Genomic DNA, 20383 nt, shown 5'->3' with positions numbered 1-20383 from the left:
GGGCAGGGGTTGTTTCCTCAGACATCGAAGACTCCCAACGCCATGGTGGTCACCCAGAGCACGCCGAGGCAGAGCAGGACGCGGTCGTGCAGGACGATCTCCTCGGGCGCACCGGCGGAGCCCTTGTCGACGTCCACGGCGTACCTGAGGATGGCCATGACGAACGGGGCGATGGAGATGGTCGACCACGGGATGCCGTCCTGCGTCTCCCCCATCTCGAAGGCCCACAGGCTGTAGGCGGTGACCGCCACGCCGGCCGAGAGGCTCCACACGAAGCGCAGGTAGCTGGCGGAGTACTCCTTGAGCGTCTTGCGCGTCGCGGCGGCGTCGCCGACCAGGACCAGCTCGGAGTAGCGCTTGCCGGCGACCATGAACAACGAGCCGAACGCGGCCACGAGCAGGAACCACTGCGAGAGCAGCAGCCCGGCCGCCACACCCCCGGCGATCCCGCGGAGCAGGAAGCCCGACGCCACGACGGCGAGGTCGATCACCGGCTGGTTCTTGAGGAACACGCAGTAGGCCAGCTGGATGACCACGTAGCTGGCCAGGACCCACGCCAGCTCGGGCCGGGTGAGCAGCACGGCCGCCACCAGCGCGACGGTGAACAGCACGGCGGCCAGGACGAGGGCCAGCCAGCGCGGCACGATGCCGGCCGCGATCGGCCGGAACCGCTTGCGCGGGTGCCGGCGGTCCTCCTCCACGTCGATCGTGTCGTTGACGAGGTAGACCGCGGAGGCGGCGAGGCAGAAGAGCACGAACGCCGCGGCGGTCGGCCGCATGACGTCGGCGTTGAAGATCTCCCCCGCGGCCAGCGGGGCGGCCAGCACCAGCACGTTCTTGACCCACTGGCGGGGCCGCAGTGCCCGCACCAGCCCCCAGGCGAAGCTGCCCCGGAAGCCGGGGAGGCGGGGGGCCAGCTCCGGAGCGGACGGGGACTCGCCGTGGGCCGGTGCCGTCGCGGCCTCCGGTGCCAGCGCGGGGCTCGACTGGGGATGCACGGTCACGCCTTCCTGCCTGGGTCTCTGGTCATGCGACGCCGCACTGCCGTGGCCACGCCCGCGCCGAGCGCGGCGCCGGACACCACGTCCGAGGGGTAGTGGACGCCGAGGAGCACGCGGGAAACCAGCATCGCGCCGGTCAGGGCCACCATCGGGGGACCTCCCACCATGGGCCCGAAGCCGACGGCCGCCGCAGCGGTCGAGCAGCTGTGCGCGCTCGGGAAGGACAGCCTGCTCGGCGTCCCCACCAGCGCGGGGACGTCCTCCAGGGCGGGCCGCACCCGGCGCACCACTCGCTTGACCGCCACACCTGCCGCATGCGCGGCGACGACGCCGGCCATCCCGGCCGCCCACTCCTCGCGCCGGCGGCCCGAGGCCCACCCGGCCGCGCCCAGGGCCAGCCAGCCGAGCGCATGCTCGCCGAAGTGCGACATGCCGCGGGCGACCGGGACGGCCCGGGTGCCCCCGAGCACGCGGCGCGTGGAGCGGAGCACCGCATGGTCGATCCGGATCAGGGCAGCGCTCGGTGCGGCGGTCATCGAGTGACGACTGTAGACGGGCGACCCCGCCGTCGCCCGGACCACGCGGGGCGGACCGATCCGTCGCAACTCTCCCTGCCACTCTTGTCCCGTGTCCACCACCCGACCCATCCCAGCCGGCGCCGGGCGGCCCGAGGCAGGGCTGCCGGGCGACCTGCTCGCCGCCGTCGTCCGCCGGAACGCGGCCGCTCCGCTGCTCACCTCCTACGACGACGCGACCGGCGACCGCGTGGAGCTGTCCGCGGCCACCCTCGCCAACTGGGTCGCCAAGACCGCGAACCTGCTCCAGGACGAGTTCGACATCGCGCCGGGCAGCGCCGTGGCGGTGGCGCTGCCCGTCCACTGGCAGACCGCGGCGGTGCTGCTGGCGGCGTGGAGCTGCGGAGCGGCGGTCCTCGACACCGCCGCGGAGGACGACGACCGCCTCACCGGCGCCGACCTGGTCCTCGCGGACCGGGCCAGGCTGCCGGCGCTGGAGGAAGCGCTGGCGACGGGCGGCCCGGAGCTGCTCGGGCTGTCCCTGCACCCGCTGGGGCTGGGCATGACCGGCTACGCGGGAGCGGCCCGTGACTTCGCCCTGGAGGTCCGCGCCCAGGGCGACTTCTTCGCTCCCTGGCAGCCCCCGGACCCCGCGGCACCCGGGCTGGTGACCGGCGGGCTGACGCTGGACCTCGGCGGCCTGGTGACCGCCGCCGGCGAACTCGCGACCCGGCTGGGCATCCGGCCCGACGACCGCGTGCTCGTCGACGCCGCGACCGCGGCCGAGGCCGGGCCGGTGGCCTGGCTGCTCGCCCCCCTCGCCGCGGGCGCGTCGACGGTGCTGGTCAGCTCCCCGGCGGCGGAGGAGCTGCCGCGACGGGCGGTCACCGAACGCGTGACGGCCACCCTGGGCATCCGGGTCGAAGGGGTACGCGCGCTGGGCGGCACCGCCTGAGCACTGCGGGAGGTGGCGTCGTTCGCGACGCGCCGTGATCGGGCGGTTACTGGACGCGGGCAGCCGGTTCTTGGTCTGCTGCATCGCGCTCCACCTGTTCCGACCCGCTGCTCAGCCGCCATCGGATGCGACGGCTCAGCCGTCCGTTCCCGTACCGGCGCTGCGCTCGACACCACTGAGGTGTTGCTTTGCATCCCCGCCCACGCTCGTCCCGCCGACGCCGCGCCCTCCTGGTCCTCGTCCCCGTGGTGGCCGTCGCCGCCGCTGCAGGCATCTGGCTGACCACCGGTGAGGAGGACGACGACGTCCGCGCGGGGAACGACACGCCCGCGGCGGCCCCGACCACCGCGCCGTCCGATCCGGACAGCGAGGCCCTCGCCAGCCTCGGGCCCGACCGCACCGGTGGGGCGCCCGTGCCGACCGAGCCCCCGGCCGAGGTCGCCACCGACGCCCCGGTCCCGACGCAGGACGCCGGTGGCGAGGTGACCCCGCAGCTCACCTACTACGGCTGGAACGCCGACATCGAGGCGGTCGAGGCCGGCGGCATCGTCCTGGGCATCGTCGAAGCCGGCGGCACCTGCACGCTGACCATGACCCAGGGCACGACGACGGTGGACGTCTCGACGACGGCCATCGACAACGCCACCTCCACGTCGTGCCCGGCGATGACCGTTCCCGGTGACCAGTTGGAGCCGGGGACCTGGCAGGCCACCCTCGCGTACGAGTCCGAGACGTCGCGGGGCATCGCCGAAGCCGTGGCGGTCGAGGTCCCGTGATGCGTCCCGTGCTGCGCGTCCTCACCGTCCTCGCCGTCCTCGCCGCCTCGCTGCTGGCCCCGGTGGCGACGAGCACTCCGGCCCAGCAGGCCGACGCGGCCGACACGCGGCTGTTCAGCGCGGGCAACATCATCTCCGACGCCGTCTTCTTCGACGGTCGGGCGATGGATGCCGGCCAGATCCAGCGCTTCCTCGAGAGCAAGAGCCCGAGCTCCTGCCCGGACCCGGCCCTGGACAGCAGCCCGTGCCTCGAGGACTTCCGGTTGGACACGACCTCCCGGGCCGCGGACGGCCTGTGCGCCGGCTACCAGGGCGCGGCGCGGGAGAGCGCGGCGCAGATCATCGCGAAGGTCTCGGTCTCCTGCCGGGTCAGCCCGCGGGTCATCCTGGTGCTGCTGCAGAAGGAGATGGGCTTCATCACCAGCAGCAACCCGACGGCCAAGATGTACGACCGGGCAGCCGGCTACTACTGCCCGGACATCGGCACCGGGTGGTGCCACCCGGACTACGCGGGACTGCAGAAGCAGCTGTACAACGCGGCCAGGCAGTACCAGCGGTACGCCGCCTACCCGGCGAACTACAGCTACCGGGCGGGGTACACGAACACCATCCAGTGGGACGTGCCCACCTCGTGCGGGACGTCGCAGGTCTTCATCCAGAACCAGGCGACCGCGGGGCTGTACAACTACACCCCCTACCGGCCGAACCAGGCAGCGCTCGACGCCGGCTACGGCACGGGCAACGACTGTTCGGCCTACGGCAACCGCAACTTCTGGCTCTACTTCACCGACTGGTTCGGCTCCACCCAGTCCCCCGGTGGGGCGGCCATCGCCGCGCGAGCCGCCCTGGCCGATGCGGTCACGATCGGCAGCGCGACGTCCGGGATCATCTGCGGGCTCCCTCAGGGCGGTTGCTTCCGCGCCCATCAGAAGGGCGCCATCTACTGGTCGCCGAACTCGGGCGCGCGCATCGTCTGGGGGGCGATCCAGGCCCGCTGGGGGGCGCTCGGCTGGGAGACCGGACGACTGGGGTACCCCACCGGGGAGGAGTCCTGCGGCCTGGCCGGCGGCGGCTGCTTCCAGGACTTCCAGAACGGGGCCATGTACTGGTCACCGGCCACGGGCGCCCATCCGGTGCTCGGCTCCATCCAGAAGAAGTGGGCCAGTACCACGTGGGAGACCGGGTACCTCGGGTACCCGACGGCCGCGGAGCGGTGCGGTCTCACTGCCAAGGGCTGCTACCAGCAGTACCAGGGGGGCCGCATCTACTGGTCCTCGGCCAGCGGGGCGCACGCCGTGGTGCCCGGGCCGATGTCGACGTTCTGGACGGCGCGCGGCAACGAGAAGGGCAGCCTGGGCTACCCGACCGGTGACCAGACGTGCGGCCTGGCGGACAACGGCTGCTCGCAGTCGTTCCAGAAGGGCACCGTCTTCGCGTCGGCGGCACACCCGGCCCGCATCGTCAGCGGCGCCGTGCTCACCAAGTACGCCGCGACGAAGGCCCAGGACGGGGTGCTGGGCTACCCCACCGGGAACGCGGTCTGCGGTCTCGCGGACAAGGGGTGTTTCCAGACCTTCGCGAAGGGCGCCATCTACACCTCCGCGGGGAGCGGCGCCTGGACGGTGCTCGACGGTCCGCTCCGGACGGCATGGGCGGCCCAGCGGTGGGAGACCGGACGGCTCGGCTATCCGACGGCGGACCAGGTCTGCGGGGCCGACGGCAGGTGCCTCCAGCAGTTCCAGGGCGGCGTCGTCTACAGCAGCCCCGGCACCGCCACGCGGATCGTCGGCGGCCCCATCTACGAGGCCTATGCCACGAGCGGCCGCGAGAAGGGCCGGCTGGGCTTCCCGACCAGTGCGGAGCGCTGCGGGCTGGGGGGCGGCCGCTGCAACCAGTACTTCGAGGGCGGGATCGTGATCCACTCGCCGATCACCGGTACCCACGTCGTCTCGGGCGAGATCCGCAAGACGTGGCTCAGGGCTCCCGCCCTGCTCGGCTACCCGATCGGTGCGGAGTACTGCGGGCTGGTCAGGAGCGGCTGCCTCCAGAAGTTCGAGCGCGGCTCCGTGTACTCCTCCCCCACCGCAGGCACGCACGCCGTGAAGGGCCCGATCTTCCGGGCGTGGGGTGGCCAGCGCTGGGAGCTCGGCCAGCTCGGTTACCCGAAGACCGGGGAGAGCTGCGGGCTGGCCGGCGGCCGCTGCCGGCAGTACTTCGAGGGCGGGATCGTGATCCACTCGCCGACCACCGGTACCCACGTCGTCTGGGGCGCGATCGGCAGGGCGTGGCTCAAGGCTCCTGCCCCGCTCGGCTACCCGACCCGCGGAGAGGTCTGCGGCCTCACCCAGGGCGGCTGCTTCCAGGACTTCCAGAAGGGCCACTTCTACTGGTCGCCCACCACGGGCGCCCACGCCGTCAGCGGGCGGATCTTCAAGGCCTGGGCCGCTCAGCGCTGGGAGACGGGCACGCTCGGCTACCCGACGGAGGACGCCGTGGTCGCGCCGACGACGATCACCCAGCGGTTCCAGGGCGGAACGCTCGTGGAGGACCGCACCACGGGCCAGGTCGCCCGAAAGTAGTCGCCACGGGGCCGGAGAGCGGCCGGAGGGGGCGCACCCCTCCGGCCGCTCCCAGCGTCGGAAAGTAGGCTGCCGCCCGATGACGACCGCTTCCGCCGTGTCGGGCGCCGGCTCCTCCTCGACCGGCCGGTCGCAGCCGCGGCGCAGAGCCGCCTGGGTGCTCGCGCTGCTCGCCGTGGCGCTCGCCGTCGCCCTGCCGCTGGCGCCGGTCTCGGTCGACACCCCCGAGGTCCAGTGGCCCCTCGACCCGGCGGATCCGCAGCCCACGACGGCTCTGTTCATGCCGTACCGCCCGATCGACCTCACGGCCACGGCGCCCTGCGCCACCGTCCGTGCGCTCGCGGCCGATCAGCAGGAGGGCGACGCCCCCGCCGTCCTGGTGGCGACGGCGCTGCCCAGCTCGACCCGGGGCAACGAACGGGCCCTGTCGATCGGCGTCGACCGCGACGCCATCCGCATCGTCTCCTCGGGCGCCCTGCTCTGGGAGGGCCCCGTGCCTGCGGAGGACGACTGCGAGCTCGTCGTGCGCGCGGACCAGGAGGGCACGCGGGCCTCTGTCCAGGCCCCGGGCCAGGAGACGCGCATCCTGGCGGACGACCCCGGCGCCGCGGTCCCCGAGGTCACCGCGTTCACCACCGACGTCACCGCGGGTACCGGGCCGTCCCCCACCGTCGTCGCCCACCCCGACGCCCGTTTCCAGACCTCGCCGACGGCCGCCAAGCTCGTCCTCATCGCTCTGCACGTGCTCGCGGTGCTCAGCTGTCTCTGGCTGCTGTGGCGGGCCGGCCCACCGGCCCGGGGGCACCGCGACCGGACGGCCGCAGCCGCCGGCACCGAGCCGGCGCGGGCCGACCTGGCGTACGCACGGGTGCCGTGGGGACGCGCGATGGCCGTCCTCGCCGACATCGGGGTGGTCGGAACCCTGGTGGCGTGGACCGTGATCGGCTTCCTCAACACCGACGACTACTACTACAGCCTCGAAGCGCGCACCCTCGACAACGCAGGATTCGTCGGGAACCAGTTCCGGTTCTTCAACGTGCCCGAGGTGCCCTTCGTCCTGCTCCAGACGCTGCTCGCGCCGCTGACCGAGCTGTCCACCCAGCCGATCGTGCTGCGGCTGCCCTCGCTGGCCGCGGGCCTGCTGGTGTGGTGGCTGCTCACCCGCCAGCTCCTCCCCCTGCTGGTGGAGCGCCCCCACCCGGCGCTGCGGCTCGTGGCCGGAGTCGCACTGCTGGCCTGGTGGCTGCCGTGGAACATCGGCGCCCGGCCCGAGTTCCTGGTCACGCTGGCGTGGACGGTCACCGTCACGCTGGCCCTGCAGGCCATGCGCCTGCAGCGGCCGTGGCTGATCGGCCTCGCCGCCGCGGTCGCCGGTACGGCGGTCACGGTCACCGCGTCCGGTCTCGCCTGCGTGGCGACGCTGCTCGTCCTGCTGCCGCGGCTGTGGCCGACGCTGCGCCGGTCGGCGCTGGGCGCATGGCCGTCGCTCGCCCTGGTGGTGGCCTGCGCCAGCGTGCCCGCGACCGTGGTGTTCTCCGACGCGACGCTGGCCACCGCCGTCACCGCCCTGCGCGTGCACCAGGAGGTCGGCCCGGCCGAGTCCTGGTACATGGAGATCCTGCGGTACTGGTACCTGACGCTGGGTCCGGACGAGAACATGCGGACCTTCGCCAAGCAGCTGATCGTGGTCCTCACCGTGGTGGTGGTCATCGCCGTCTCCATCAGCCTGCTGCGCATGACGCGCACCCGCGGTGGCCGCATCAGCTGGCTGGTGCCCGCCCTCGGCTTCCTGATCACCGTCGTCGCCCTGGTGCCCTCCCCCACGAAGTGGACCCACCACTTCGGTGCCCTCGCCGCACCCGGCGCGCTGGCCCTGACCGTCGCCGTGGCGCTGCTCGTGCGACGGCGCCCGGACAGGTGGGCCTCCGCCGGGATCCTCGGCGCGGTGGCCTTCACCGCGGCACTGGCCTTCCACGCCGGCAACCAGCAGGTGGAGAGCTCCGCCTACGGGGTCACCCCGGTGCTCCCGGACGCGCTGGGGAACCCGTTCCTGTGGCTGGCTGCCGGACTCCTGGTGGCGGCCGCGGCCTGGTGGCTGCGCCGCCGGGCCGGATCGACCCACCAGCCGTGGCCGGAGGCAGCCGTCGGCACGCTGGTCGCGGCACTGGTGATGTCCGTGCTGGTCCAGACGGCGAGCGCGGGGCTGGCCACCTGGCGGTACCGCGACTCCTTCGCCCTGGCCGCGAGTGCGGTCGACGCGCTCACCGGGGAGGACGACTGCGGCTTCGCCGACCACGCCGTCGCGCTGACCGATCCCTCGGTCCTGCGCGCGGCGCCCGGCGCGGACGCCGAGCGCGACGGGGACCCGGACGACGCCTTCCCCGGTGTGGGCGGCTCCGTAGGCGCCCTGACCCCCGACGACGTGCGCCGGTGGTCGACCTGGACGGCGGAGCCTCCGGCCGAGCCCACGACGATCACGACGCCCTGGCTGGAGATCGGCGACCTCACCGAGCGCGACGTCCTCGCCCTGTCGGTGACCGGGAACCTCGACAGCGGCACGGACGTGGCCGTGCAGTACGGGACGGAGGGCGCCGGCGAGGAGCCCACCGTGCTCCAGGAGGTCCCGGTCGAGTTCCCCGAGGCTGACGAGCCCGACGGCTCCTGGGAGCAGGAGCGGCTCGGCTCCACCACCCACCTCCCCGCCGGGGCGACGCTGGTCCGCGTCCAGGCGATCGACCGCAACTTCACCGGGAGCGGCTGGCTCGGCGTCACCGACCCCTACCGGGTCGACGGGCGGATCCTCCGCGAGCTGTTCGAGGGCGACGACGTCGTGCTCGACTGGCCGGTCGGGTTCACCCTGCCCTGCATCGAACCGCCGCGCATCGCCGACGGCCTGGTGCCTCCGGTGGAGTGGATCATGCTCAGCGAGAAGTACGCCGACGCGCCGGAACTCCTCGTGATCGACGAGCGCGGCGGCAGCTACTCGACCTTGACCGAGGTGGCCGACGCGACCACCTACCCCGGCTTCTCCCCCGGCGTCGGCCCGGAGTACACCGAGTGGGGCCGGCTCGTCCGCTACGACCTGGAGTTGCCCGCCGACGCCTACCGGCTGGTCGAGGACGAGCGGGTCATCGCGGGTTGGGGCTGGTGGCCCGGCGCCGGCGCCGGTCCGGTGCCCGAGGGCGACGAGCCCGACTGACCGGCAGCCGCCCGTGCCGGCGATAGGCGGCCTCCGCCCGAGCAGGAGCAGCGGCCCACCCGAGCTGCTCACCCTGACCGTGCGGATCCGCCGGGGACCGGGGCGGTAGCTGCTCGACGCGCGGCCGCTCGCGGGTCCTCTGCCGGCGGCTCAGACCGGGCGTCCGCGCATCCGCCGGTACTGCTCCACCAGCGCCGCCGTCGAGCCGTCCTGGTCCCCCGCCGCCGGCTCGCGGCCGGTCAGCGCGGGAGCCAGCTCACGCGCCATCACCTTGCCCAGCTCGACGCCCCACTGGTCGAACGAGTCCAGCTGCCAGACCACCCCCTGGGTGAAGACGACGTGCTCGTACAACGCCACCAGCTGGCCCAGCGTCGCCGGGGTCAGCCGCGGGGCGAGGATCACCGTGCTGGGCCGGTTCCCTGGCATCACCTTGTGCGGCACCAGCTCCGGCGGCGTCCCGTCGGCGGCCACCTCCTCGGCGGTGCGCCCGAAGGCGAGCGCCGACGACTGGGCGAACATGTTGGCCATCAGCAGGTCGTGCATCTCGCCGAGGTCGTGGTTCGGCTCGCCGAAGCCGATGAAGTCCGCGGGCACGACCGTCGTCCCCTGGTGCAGCAACTGGTGGAAGGCGTGCTGTCCGTTGGTACCCGGCTCACCCCAGAAGACCTCACCGGTGTCGACGGTGACCGGCTCCCCGTCCGCGCGCACCGACTTGCCGTTGCTCTCCATCGTCAGCTGCTGCAGGTAGGCCGGGAGCCGGGACAGGTACTGGCTGTAGGGCAGCACCGCGTGGCTCTGCGCCCCGAAGAAGTCGCGGTACCAGACGTTCAGCAGTCCCAGGAGCACAGGGACGTTGGCGGCGAGCGGAGCGGTGCGGAAGTGCTCGTCGACGGCGGCGAAGCCGGCCAGCATCTCGTCGTAGGCCTCGGGGCCGATCGCCACCATGAGCGAGAGCCCGATGGCCGACGTGAACGAGTAGCGGCCACCGACCCAGTCCCAGAACCCGAACATGTTGCGCGGGTCGATGCCGAAGTCCCGGACGGCGTCGGTGTTGGTCGACACCGCGACGAAGTGCCTGGCCACCGCGGACTCGTCCGCACCCGGGCTGCGGAGGAGCCAGTTCCGGGCGGCCGTGGCGTTGGTCAGGGTCTCCAGAGTGGTGAAGGTCTTGGAGCTGACCACGAACAGCGTCTCGGCCGGGTCCAGGTCCCGCGTCGCCTCGGCGAAGTCGGTGGGGTCGATGTTGGAGACGAAGCGGACGGTCAGGTCGCGGTCGGAGTGGTCGCGCAGCGCCGTGTAGGCCATGGCCGGACCGAGGTCGGAGCCGCCGATGCCGATGTTCACCACGGCCCGGATCCGCCGTCCGTCGTGACCGCGCCACTCCCCCGAGCGCACCCGGTCGGCGAACCCGCGCATCCGGCCGAGCACCTCGTGCACGTCCCGGACGACGTCCCGGCCGTCGACCACGAGGTGCGCGTCCTCGGGCATCCGCAGGGCGACGTGCAGGACCGCGCGGTCCTCGGTGGTGTTGATGCGCTCCCCCCGGAACATCGCCGCGATGCGCTCGCCCAGCCCGCTCCGCTCGGCGAGGGCGAGCAGCAGGGTGAGCGTCTCGTCGGTGACGCGGTGCTTGGAGAAGTCGACGTACAGGTCGCCGGCCCGGCCCGTCAGGCGGGTCCCGCGGTCGGGATCCGCCGCGAAGAGCTCGCGGAGATGGGTGGCGCCGAGTGCCTGGCGGTGCTCGGCCAGAGCGCCCCATTCCTCGGTGGTGGCGATGTCCATGCTGACTCCGTCCTGCGTAGGGGGCGGTGGCGGCGCCCCGTCCCGGTCATCCTGTCCGACGGGCCGCGACGTGACGAACCCCTCATCGTGTCAACCCTGACGTAAGGGACGAGTTGCGGCAGACTGTCCCTGACACGCGCCGCCCCCCAGCGCACCGCTGCTGTCGAGCCGGCGATCCCGACCTCCCGCATCGCAGCCCTGGGGTGGACGCGCCCTCGGGTGCAGCGTCGCACCCTTCCCCTGACTCGGCACCGCCTCCGGTGCCTCCCGCCCGCGCCGCGACGGCGCACCGAACGAGACGGACCCATGTCTTCACTCCTGAGCACCACCCCCCGGCCGGGCGTACGCCGACCGTCCTGGCTGTCCCCGAAGGTCGCCCGCACCGAGGTCCTCGCCGGCATCGTCGTCGCCCTGGCGCTGATCCCCGAGGCGATCAGCTTCTCCATCCTCGCCGGGGTCGACCCGCGGGTCGGGCTGTTCTCCTCGTTCGTGATGGCGGTGGTGATCTCCTTCACCGGCGGTCGCCCGGCGATGATCACCGCCGCCACCGGCGCGATCGCCCTGGTGGTCGCGCCGCTCGCACTGGAGTACGGCGTCGAGTACCTCCTCGCCGCCGTCGTGCTCGGCGGGATCTTCCAGGTGGTCCTCGGCCTGACCGGGTTCGCCCGTCTCATGCGGTTCATCCCGCGCAGCGTCATGGTGGGCTTCGTCAACGCCCTGGCGATCATGATCTTCATGGCGCAGCTGCCGCAGCTGACCGACGTCCCGTGGCTGGTCTACCCGATGGTCGCCGCCGGCCTGGCGATGATCTTCCTGCTGCCGAGGCTGACGAAGGCCGTACCCGCCCCGCTGGTGTCCATCGCCGTGCTCACCGTCCTGACCGTGGCGGCGAGCGTGACCGTTCCGAACGTGGGCGGTGAGGGCGAGCTGCCCGACGCCCTGCCCTTCTTCGGCCTTCCCGACATCCCGCTCACCTGGGAGACGCTGACGATCATCGCGCCGTATGCGCTGGGCGTGGCCCTGGTGGGGCTCATGGAGTCGCTCATGACGGCCAAGCTCGTCGACGACATCACCGACACCCACTCGGACAAGACCCGCGAGTCCTGGGGCCAGGGCGTCGCCAACATGGCCTCGGGCTTCTTCGGCGGCATGGGCGGCTGCGCCATGATCGGCCAGACGATGATCAACGTGAAGTCCGGCGCGCGCACCCGGCTCTCCACGTTCCTGTCCGGCGTGTTCCTGCTGATCCTGGTCGTCGCGCTCGGCGACGTCGTCGCGATCATCCCGATGGCCGCCCTGGTGGCCGTCATGATCTTCGTCGCGATCGCCACCTTCGACTGGCACAGCCTGCGCACCATCCACCGCATGCCCAGGAGCGAGACCACGGTGATGCTCGCGACCGTCGCGGTCACCGTGTTCACCCACAACCTCGCCATCGGCGTCGGCGCCGGCGTCCTCGTCGCCTGCGTGCTCTTCGCCCGCCGCGTCGCCCACCTCGCCGCGGTCACCAGCGTCACCGACCCCGACGGCGGCACCCGGGTGTACTCGGTCACCGGAGCACTGTTCTTCGCCTCCAGCAACGACCTCTACACCCGGTTCGACTACGCCGGCGACCCGGAGGACGTGGTCATCGACCTCACCGACGCCCACATCTGGGACGCCTCCACCGTCGCCGCCCTGGACGCGATCACCCACAAGTACGAGACCCGCGGCAAGAGGGTCGAGATCGTGGGCCTGTCCGGCCACTCGGCGGACCGCTTCGACCGGCACACCGGCCAGCTCGCCGGCGCCCACTGAGCAGCCGGCACCCCCACCTCCGGGGCGGTCGCCGACGCCTGTCCGACCGCCCCGGAGCCCTGCACCGGCCCAGCGGGCGCACCCGAGCGCGGGAGGTGACGAACGGCTCACCCCCGAACCCTGACGTCAGGGACGAGTTCCCGGCAGACTATCGGTGACGCCGTCTGCACCGCGCCAGCAGGAGTCGACCCGTTCGGCTGTCCCGCAGCACTCCGCGACTCCCCCGGCGCACCGGCGCGCCACCCGGAAGACGGCACCGCTCCCGCACTGACCACCTGCGTCGACGACGACGGCGCACCGAACGATTCGGGTCCATGTCCTCCGCTGTCGCTGCTCCGCACACGCGCCCTTCCCGCCGGCCGACCTGGCTCGCCCCGTCGGTCGCCCGCACCGAGGTGCTCGCCGGGTTGGTGGTCGCCCTCGCGCTGATCCCCGAGGCGATCAGCTTCTCCATCCTCGCCGGCGTCGACCCGAGGGTGGGCCTGTTCTCCTCCTTCGTCATGGCCGTGGTCATCTCCTTCACCGGCGGCCGGCCGGCGATGATCACCGCGGCCACCGGCGCGATCGCGCTCGTGGTGGCGCCGCTGGCGCTGGAGTACGGCGTCCAGTACCTGTTCGCCGCCGTGGTCCTCGGTGGCGTCTTCCAGATCCTGCTCAGCGTGACCGGGTTCGCGCGGCTCATGCGGTTCATCCCGCGCAGCGTCATGGTCGGCTTCGTCAACGCCCTGGCGATCCTGATCTTCACCGCGCAGCTGCCGCAGCTGATCGATGTCCCGTGGCTGGTCTACCCGATGGTCGCCGCCGGGCTGGCGATCATCTTCCTGCTGCCGCGGCTGACGACCGTCGTCCCGCCGCCCCTGGTCGCGATCGTGGTGCTGACGACGCTGGCGCTGGCCGCCGGGTGGAACCTGCCCGACGTCGGCGGCGAAGGCCAACTCCCCGACAGCCTGCCGTTCTTCCTGCTGCCCGACGTGCCGTTCAGCTGGGAGACGCTGACGATCATCGCGCCCTACGCCCTCGGCGTGGCGCTCGTCGGCCTCATGGAGTCGCTCATGACGGCGAAGCTCGTCGACGACATCACCGACACCCACTCGGACAAGACCCGCGAGTCCTGGGGCCAGGGCGTGGCCAACATGGCGTCGGGCTTCTTCGGCGGCATGGGCGGCTGCGCCATGATCGGCCAGACCATGATCAACGTGAAGGCGTCGGGCGCCCGTACGCGGCTCTCCACCTTCTTGTCCGGGGTCTTCCTGCTGATCCTCGTGGTCGCCCTCGGCGACGTCGTCGCGACCATCCCGATGGCCGCGCTGGTCGCCGTGATGGTCTTCGTGGCGTACGCCACCTTCGACTGGCACAGCCTGAAGACCATCCATCGCATGCCCAAGAGCGAGACCACGGTGATGCTCGCGACCGTCGCGGTCACCCTGTTCACCCACAACCTGGCCATCGGCGTGGGCGTCGGCGTGCTCGTGGCCTGCGTGCTCTTCGCCCAGCGCATCGCCCGCCTCGTCGACGTGGAGCGGGTGGTGGAGGGCGACACGGCGCGCTATGCGGTGGACGGCGCGCTGTTCTTCGCCTCCAGCAACGACCTGTACACGCAGTTCGAGTACGCCGAGGACCCGGAGAACGTCGTCATCGACCTGTCCCGGGCCCACGTCTGGGACGCCTCCACCGTCGCCGCGCTCGACGCGATCACGCACAAGTACGCCACCCGCGGCAAGGACGTCGAGATCGTGGGGCTGCAGGGCCACTCGGCGGATCGCTTCGACCGGCACACCGGCCAGCTGGCGGGTGGGCACTGATGGTCACCCCGGCGCCCGGGGACGGCCGTGCCGACGGCCGCCGTGGCATGCCCTATGAAGAGGGGGTGATCGACACCCCTCGCGGCGAGCTCGTGCAGATCGGCCAGGTCGCCGAACGCACCGGCCTGAGCCTGCGGACCATCCGCTTCTACGAGGAGAACGGGCTGGTGATCCCGACCGCCCGCTCCGAGGGCGGCTTCCGCCTGTACAGCGAGCACGATGTCTCGCGCCTCGAAGTCATCAAGCGCATGAAGCCGCTCGGCTTCACGCTCGATGAGATGCAGGAGCTGCTGACCCTGCTGGCCGATCTGGAGTCCGGCAGCGGGAACCGGGAGCAGCTGGCGGACCGGCTGCGGACGTTCCACGAAGCAGCCACTGCGCGGGTGAGCGCACTCAAGGCCCAGCTGGCCGTGGCCGAGGGATTCGCCGAGACGCTCGCCGGGCACCTCCGCAACCAGGGCTGAGCGGCACCCCCGGTCCCGGAAGGCGGAGCGTCATCGGCCGGGGACCAGGAGCTCGATCGCCCGGTCCGTGGCGCGGCCGTCGTCCAGGTGGCAGTAGCGCTCCCGGAAGCGGTCGTACCGGTCGCCGTACCGGACGCGCATCGCGTCCGGCCGGGACAGCGCGTCGAGGAGTGCGGGCAGCGACTCCACCACCGGGCCCGGAGCCTCCGCCAGGAGGTCGAAGTAGAAACCCCGCAGCGAATCCCGGTAGTGGGCGAGGTCGTAGGCGTAGAAGACCATCGGCTTGCCGGTGACCGCGAAGTCGAACATCACCGACGAGTAGTCGGTCACCAGCACGTCCGCGGCGAGGTAGAGGTCCCGAATGTCCGGATAGCCGGAGACGTCCAGGACCCCTGGCCGCTCCTGCCACGACGTCCGGCCGGCCATGTAGTAGTGCGTCCGGACCAGCAGCGAGCAGCCCTCACCCATCCCCGCGACGAAGGAGTCGACGTCCAGGCCCAGCGGGACGTCCAGGGCGTCGCGCTCGTCGTCCCGCCAGGTCGGTGCGTACAGCACCGCCCTCGTGCCGTCGTCGAGGCCGAGACGGGCGCGCACCGCCGCCCGCCGCAGGTCCCGGTCGCCGGCCACCAGGACGTCGTTCCGCGGGTAGCCGGTCTCCACCACCCGGCCGCCGAACCGGAAGGCGCTCCGGAGCCGTGCGGTGCTGGCACGGTTCGGGGACAGGAGGCAGTCCCAGCGGGCGACGTCCCTCCCCAAGCGTTCGTCATCGTCCGGGCCGACCGACGGCTCGTCGTAGTGGATCAGCTTCAGGGGCGTTCCGTGCCACGTCTGCAGGTACACCGCCTCCGGTCGCTTCGTCCACGGCGGTTCCAGGCAGATGTTGCTGACGACGACGTCGGCGGCCTCCAGCGCCGCGACGCTGTCCGGAGTGCCCAGCGCGACGGTGTCGACCCCCTCCGGAAAGGCGTGGTCGTGCCCCTCTCCTCTCAGCCACACGTGGGCATGGCCCGCCTCGACGTCGAACAGGCGCTCGTAGATGGCCCGTGGATTGTCGGAGTACTGGCCGAGGAAGGAGTTGTAGACGAAGAGCACCAGCGAGTCATCCTGTTCGACAGCGGACGCGGGCCGGGGAGCCCGGTCCGTCGGGGTCACGAGTGCGCGCCCGCCGCACGACGCGTGAGCGGGATCGGCAGCCGCCCGGTCACGTGGCGATGGATGTGCTGCCGCCCTGTCCGGAGGTCGATCCGCAGCGCCCGGCGGGACGCACGGTGACGTAGCCCGATCGTCGCACCTCCGCCACGAGCGGGTCGGCACCGAGCGCCCACTGTTGGGACGTGCGCACGACGGTGTTCACCGGGAGGTCGAGTCGTCGTTCCGCGCGTTCGGCAGCGGCGGCCACCGCGACGGGAGATGGTGCACCGACGATCAGCAGATCGACGTCGCTCGGCGACGACGGATACCGGCCGGAGGGGCCGCCGGCCCACTCGCCGAAGAGCACCACCACGTCGGTCTCCGCCACCGCAGCGAACTCCTCCCTCACCACGCGGACCGGCCCGTGCGTCGCCATGAAGGAGCGAGCCAGCTCCCCGGCGGCGATGTGCGCCATGTTGGCCCGGTACACATCTCCCGCATCGGTCGGCCTCAGCGAGACGAGGTCCGCAGCCACCATCGGCTGCAGCTCCGCACCGGCGGCCGACGTCGGCATCCCCACGTCGACAGCGAGTTCCACGAGGGCGAACTCCTGCCCGGAGTGGAGGAAGAGCCACGCCAGCAAGTCGGTCTGCGCGCTGCTGAGCCGACCTGGCTCCCACGGACGCACCGGACCACCTCCGCTCGGCGGCGCGGCCCTGCGGACCGTCTCGACGAGCTCGCGTGGTCACCACACTATCGTTACGTGAGGGTAAGCCGCAGCCCGGCGTGGCGCGGGGTGACGACGACGGCGGGGCCGCGCCCTACCGCAGCAGGCTGCGGGCGATCACCATCCGCTGCACCTGGTTGGTGCCCTCGTAGATCTGGGTGATCTTGGCGTCGCGCATCATGCGCTCGACCGGGAAGTCCTGGGTGTAGCCCGCGCCGCCGAACAGCTGGACCGCGTCGGTGGTCACCTGCATGGCGACGTCGGAGGCGAACGCCTTGGCCGAGGCCGAGAGACGGGTGACGTCGGGCCGGCCCGCCTCACCGGCGGCGGCCGCGACGTAGACGAGGTGCCGGGCGGCCTCGATCTTCATCTCCATGTCGGCGAGCATGAACTGCACGCCCTGGAAGCTGCCGATGCTGCTGCCGAACTGCCGGCGCTCCTTGACGTAGGCGACGGCGGCGTCGAGCGCGCCCTGGGCGACGCCCACGGCCTGGGCGCCGATCGTCGGGCGGGTGAAGTCCAGCGTCCGCAGCGCGGTCTTGAAGCCGGTCCCGGGCGCGCCGATGATCCGGTCGGCCGGGATGGTGCAGTCGGTGAAGTAGAGCTCGCAGGTGGGCGAGCCCTTGATCCCCATCTTCCGCTCCTTGGGGCCGACGGCGAAGCCGGGGTCGTCGCGGTGGACGGCGAAGGCGGAGATGCCGTTGGCCTTCTTCTCCGCGTCCGTGACGGCCATGACCGTGTACCACTCGGAGATCCCGGCGTTCGTGATCCACGCCTTGGTGCCGTCGAGCACCCAGCTGTCTCCCTCGAGCCGCGCCCGCGTCGCCATGGCGGCGGCGTCGGAGCCGGCCTCGCGCTCGGAGAGGCCGTAGCTGATCATCGCCTCGCCGGAGGCGACCGACGGCAGGACCGTCCGCTTCACCTCGTCCGACGCGGACAGGATGATCGGCATCGACCCGAGCTTGTTCACCGCCGGGATGAGCGAGGCGCTGACGTCGACCCGCGCCACCTCCTCGATCACGATGCAGGTCGCGATCGCGTCGGCGCCCTCGCCGCCGTACTCCTCGGGGATGTGCGTGGCGTGGAAGCCGGCCGCGGTCAGCGCCTTCTGCGCCTCGGCCGGGAAGCGTGCGTCGGCGTCCACCTCGGCGGCGAAGGGCGCGATCTCGCGCTCGGCGATGTCGCGCACCGCCTCGCGGATCGCGTCGTGTTCCTCGGTCAGCGCGTAGAGCCCGGCGGCGTTGTTACCCACGAGTAGATCGTAGGACGCCCGACTATCGCTCGGAAGCGAGCCGCTCCTGGAGGGTGAGGTCCCGCGCCACGACGGACTCCGCGAGGTCGGTCTGGAAGCGGCTGACCGCGGCCAGCAGGGCGGGGTCCCCGGCGGCCAGGATGCGGACGGCGAGCAGCCCTGCGTTGCGCCCGCCGCCGATGCCCACCGTCGCCACGGGCACCCCCGCCGGCATCTGCACGATCGACAGCAGGCTGTCCAGCCCGTCGAGCCGGTCCAGCGGGCGGGGGACGCCGATGACGGGCAGCGGCGTCGCGGCCGCGACCATGCCGGGCAGGTGGGCCGCTCCCCCGGCGCCGGCGATGATCACCCGCAGACCCCTGCCGGCCGCGGCCTCCGCGTAGTCCAGCATCCGGCGCGGCGTGCGGTGCGCGGAGAGGACGTGGGCCTCGTAGGGGACGCCGAACTCCTCGAGCGCCCGGGCGGCGGGCTCCATCACCGGCCAGTCCGAGTCGCTGCCCATCACGATGCCGACGACCGGGTCGCTCATGCCCTGCTCCTCAGTGTTCGGGGTCGTGCGCGAAGGCGAAGGCCGGGTCGACGACGCCGTCGGCGAGGTACCGGGCCGCCGCCACCGCACGGGCACGGACCTCGGTGACGTCGTCGCCGAGCGCGGTGAGGTGGCCGAGCTTGCGGCCGGCCCGCTGCGTCTTGCCGTACCAGTGCAGTTTCACGTCGGGCCAGTGCGCCATCAGGTGGTGGATGCGCTCGTCCAGACCGGGGCCGGTCCAGTCCGGCGACGATGCCGCGCCGCCCAGCACGTTGGCCATCACCACGACGGGGGCGGTCATGGCCGTGGATCCCAGCGGGTAGTCGAGCACGGCGCGCAGGTGCTGCTCGAACTGGCTGGTGCGCGCACCCTCGATGGTCCAGTGACCGGAGTTGTGCGGCCGCATGGCCAGCTCGTTGACCAGCACGCCGTCGGCGGTCTCGAACAGCTCGACGGCGAGCATCCCGACCACGCCGAGGCGGTCGGCGATGCGCACGGCCAGCTCCTGGGCCGCCGTCGCCAGCTCCTCGGACAGGCCGGGCGCGGGGGCCAGCACCTCGGCGCAGACACCGTCGCGCTGCACCGTCTCGACCACCGGCCAGACCGCGACCTGGCCGAACGGCGAGCGGGCCACCTGTGCGGAGAGCTCGCGGCGCATCGGCACCTTCTGCTCGGCCAGCAGCGGCCCGTGCCGCTCGACCAGCTCGGCGGCCGCCGCCGCGTCCTCCACCACGAAGACGCCCTTGCCGTCGTAGCCGCCGCGCGGGGTCTTCAGGATCACCGGCCAGCCGTGCCGCACGGCGAAGTCGGCCACGTCGTCGGCGCCGGTGACCCGCGCCCACGGCGGCTGGGGTTCACCCGCTCCGGCCAGCGCCGCGCGCAGCACGAGCTTGTCCTGGGCGTGCACGAGGGCCGCCGGGCCCGGGGCCACGCGGTGGCCGGCCAGCTCCAGGGCCCGCAGGTGCTCGGTGGGCACGTGCTCGTGGTCGAAGGTGAGCACGGTGGCTCCGTCGACGAGTTCCCGCAGGGCCTCCAGGTCGCCGTGGTCACCGATCCGCACGTCCGCCGTCACCAGCGCGGCCGACTCCTCGGGCCCGGCGGAGAGCACCCGCAGCGACTGGCCCAGGGCGATGGCGGCCTGGTGCGTCATGCGGGCGAGCTGCCCGCCGCCGACCATCGCCACGACGGGCAGACCCGTGACGGCGGAGAGGGACGCAGAACCTGACATGGCCCGAGGAGCGTAGCGGGCCGCGAACCGGGACCCGGATGCCTAGAATCGGCCGGGTGCCTTCACCACACGGTCGATCCGCCCTGATCGGGCGACGGGCGCGCCGTCGGCTCAAGGAGCTCAGCGCCTTCGGGATCGTCGGCGGGATCGCCTTCGTGGTGGACATCGGCCTGTTCCAGCTGCTGTACGGACACCTCGACGTCGGCGCCGTCACCTCCAAGACGCTGGCCACCCTGGTCTCGATGTGCGTGGCGTTCCTGGGGCACCGGAACTGGGCCTTCGCCCACCGGGACAAGACCACCATCCGCCGGTCGTTCGCCCTGTTCACGCTCATCAACGCGGGCACCCTGGTGCTGGGTGCGGCCGTCATCTGGTTCGTGCGGTACCCGCTGGACCAGGAGAGCCTGCTGGTCATCCAGACGGCCAACATCGCCTCGATCGGGCTCAACAGCGTGCTGCGCTACCTGGCCTACCGGCGCTGGGTCTTCCCCGCGATCATGCATCCGGACGCCGGTGCGGTCACGGACCCGCGGCCGGCCACCACGACCAGCGGTGACCCGACGACGCCTCCGGCGTCGGCCGACGGCGGTGGCGCGGTCCCGGCGGTGACCCGCGGGGCCGTCTGACCCCGGTCATCCCCCGAGCC

At 72.5% G+C, this 20383-nt stretch carries 16 protein-coding genes; 8 read left to right on the top strand and 8 right to left on the bottom strand.

The features are described from left to right. Window positions 1–17: 17 nt before the first annotated feature. A complete protein-coding gene (locus RM425_RS04320) occupies window positions 18–1004 on the bottom strand; it encodes a decaprenyl-phosphate phosphoribosyltransferase (protein ID WP_311343929.1) in 987 nt (328 codons plus the stop codon). Further along, the gene (locus RM425_RS04315) at window positions 1001–1537 is read right to left on the bottom strand and encodes a phosphatase PAP2 family protein (protein WP_311343928.1); all 537 of its coding nucleotides are present in this window, start codon (window positions 1535–1537) and stop codon (window positions 1001–1003) included. Before RM425_RS04315 ends, RM425_RS04320 begins: the two co-directional genes overlap by 4 nt. A 91-nt stretch (window positions 1538–1628) precedes the next feature. Here RM425_RS04315 and RM425_RS04310 point away from each other — a divergent pair, with 91 nt between their 5' ends. The 4 genes from RM425_RS04310 to RM425_RS04295 all read left to right on the top strand — a co-directional run bounded on the left by RM425_RS04310 (window position 1629) and on the right by RM425_RS04295 (window position 9025). Then, window positions 1629–2471 carry a TIGR03089 family protein gene (locus RM425_RS04310; RefSeq protein WP_311343927.1) on the top strand — a complete coding sequence of 281 codons (843 nt, stop codon included), beginning with the start codon at window positions 1629–1631 and terminating at the stop codon, window positions 2469–2471. Window positions 2472–2659: 188 nt separating this feature from the next. Beyond that, window positions 2660–3247, top strand: coding sequence for a hypothetical protein (locus tag RM425_RS04305; protein WP_311343926.1), 588 nt, complete (start codon window positions 2660–2662; stop codon window positions 3245–3247). Then, entirely contained in the window at window positions 3247–5826 is a 2580-nt protein-coding gene (locus RM425_RS04300; RefSeq protein WP_311344031.1) for a hypothetical protein, read from the top strand. The genes RM425_RS04305 and RM425_RS04300 overlap by 1 nt, the downstream gene beginning before the upstream one ends. Before the next feature lie 79 nt (window positions 5827–5905). Continuing rightward, a complete protein-coding gene (locus RM425_RS04295; protein WP_311343925.1) occupies window positions 5906–9025 on the top strand; it encodes an arabinosyltransferase domain-containing protein in 3120 nt (1039 codons plus the stop codon). Window positions 9026–9175: 150 nt separating this feature from the next. Here the strand turns inward: RM425_RS04295 and pgi are convergent, their stop codons facing one another. Further along, entirely contained in the window at window positions 9176–10807 is a 1632-nt protein-coding gene (gene pgi, locus RM425_RS04290; RefSeq protein WP_311343924.1) for a glucose-6-phosphate isomerase, read from the bottom strand. A 306-nt stretch (window positions 10808–11113) separates the two neighbouring features. Between pgi and RM425_RS04285 the strand changes: the two genes are divergently transcribed. From RM425_RS04285 to RM425_RS04275, 3 genes are all read left to right on the top strand, one after another. Next, on the top strand, window positions 11114–12604 hold the full coding sequence (locus tag RM425_RS04285; RefSeq protein ID WP_311343923.1) for a SulP family inorganic anion transporter: 1491 nt from the start codon (window positions 11114–11116) through the stop codon (window positions 12602–12604). 314 nt (window positions 12605–12918) lie between these two features. Continuing rightward, the gene (locus RM425_RS04280) at window positions 12919–14406 is read left to right on the top strand and encodes a SulP family inorganic anion transporter (RefSeq protein ID WP_311343922.1); all 1488 of its coding nucleotides are present in this window, start codon (window positions 12919–12921) and stop codon (window positions 14404–14406) included. A 65-nt stretch (window positions 14407–14471) separates the two neighbouring features. Then, window positions 14472–14870 (top strand): MerR family transcriptional regulator, encoded by a 399-nt coding sequence (locus tag RM425_RS04275; RefSeq protein WP_311343921.1) that lies wholly within the window; start codon window positions 14472–14474, stop codon window positions 14868–14870. Window positions 14871–14900: 30 nt separating this feature from the next. Here RM425_RS04275 and RM425_RS04270 read toward each other — a convergent pair whose 3' ends face one another. The 5 genes from RM425_RS04270 to RM425_RS04250 form a co-directional block, all read right to left on the bottom strand. Then, the gene (locus RM425_RS04270) at window positions 14901–15962 is read right to left on the bottom strand and encodes a CDP-glycerol glycerophosphotransferase family protein (protein ID WP_311343920.1); all 1062 of its coding nucleotides are present in this window, start codon (window positions 15960–15962) and stop codon (window positions 14901–14903) included. Between the two features lie 109 nt (window positions 15963–16071). Next, window positions 16072–16689 (bottom strand): hypothetical protein, encoded by a 618-nt coding sequence (locus RM425_RS04265; protein WP_311343919.1) that lies wholly within the window; start codon window positions 16687–16689, stop codon window positions 16072–16074. 133 nt (window positions 16690–16822) lie between these two features. Next, window positions 16823–17980: an acyl-CoA dehydrogenase family protein gene (locus tag RM425_RS04260; RefSeq protein ID WP_311343918.1), complete on the bottom strand. Its 1158-nt coding sequence runs from the start codon at window positions 17978–17980 to the stop codon at window positions 16823–16825. Window positions 17981–18002: 22 nt separating this feature from the next. Beyond that, entirely contained in the window at window positions 18003–18509 is a 507-nt protein-coding gene (purE, locus tag RM425_RS04255; RefSeq protein ID WP_311343917.1) for a 5-(carboxyamino)imidazole ribonucleotide mutase, read from the bottom strand. Window positions 18510–18519: 10 nt separating this feature from the next. Beyond that, window positions 18520–19737, bottom strand: coding sequence for a 5-(carboxyamino)imidazole ribonucleotide synthase (locus RM425_RS04250; protein WP_311343916.1), 1218 nt, complete (start codon window positions 19735–19737; stop codon window positions 18520–18522). Window positions 19738–19793: 56 nt separating this feature from the next. Between RM425_RS04250 and RM425_RS04245 the strand changes: the two genes are divergently transcribed. Continuing rightward, window positions 19794–20363: a GtrA family protein gene (locus tag RM425_RS04245; protein ID WP_311343915.1), complete on the top strand. Its 570-nt coding sequence runs from the start codon at window positions 19794–19796 to the stop codon at window positions 20361–20363. Window positions 20364–20383 lie beyond the last annotated feature (20 nt).

Origin of the sequence: Blastococcus goldschmidtiae, from assembly GCF_031845325.1 — a bacterium.
Taxonomy (GTDB): Bacteria; Actinomycetota; Actinomycetes; order Mycobacteriales; family Geodermatophilaceae; genus Blastococcus; species Blastococcus goldschmidtiae.
Note: the sequence above shows the minus strand (reverse complement) of the source record. Positions and strands in the feature narration are given on the sequence as shown.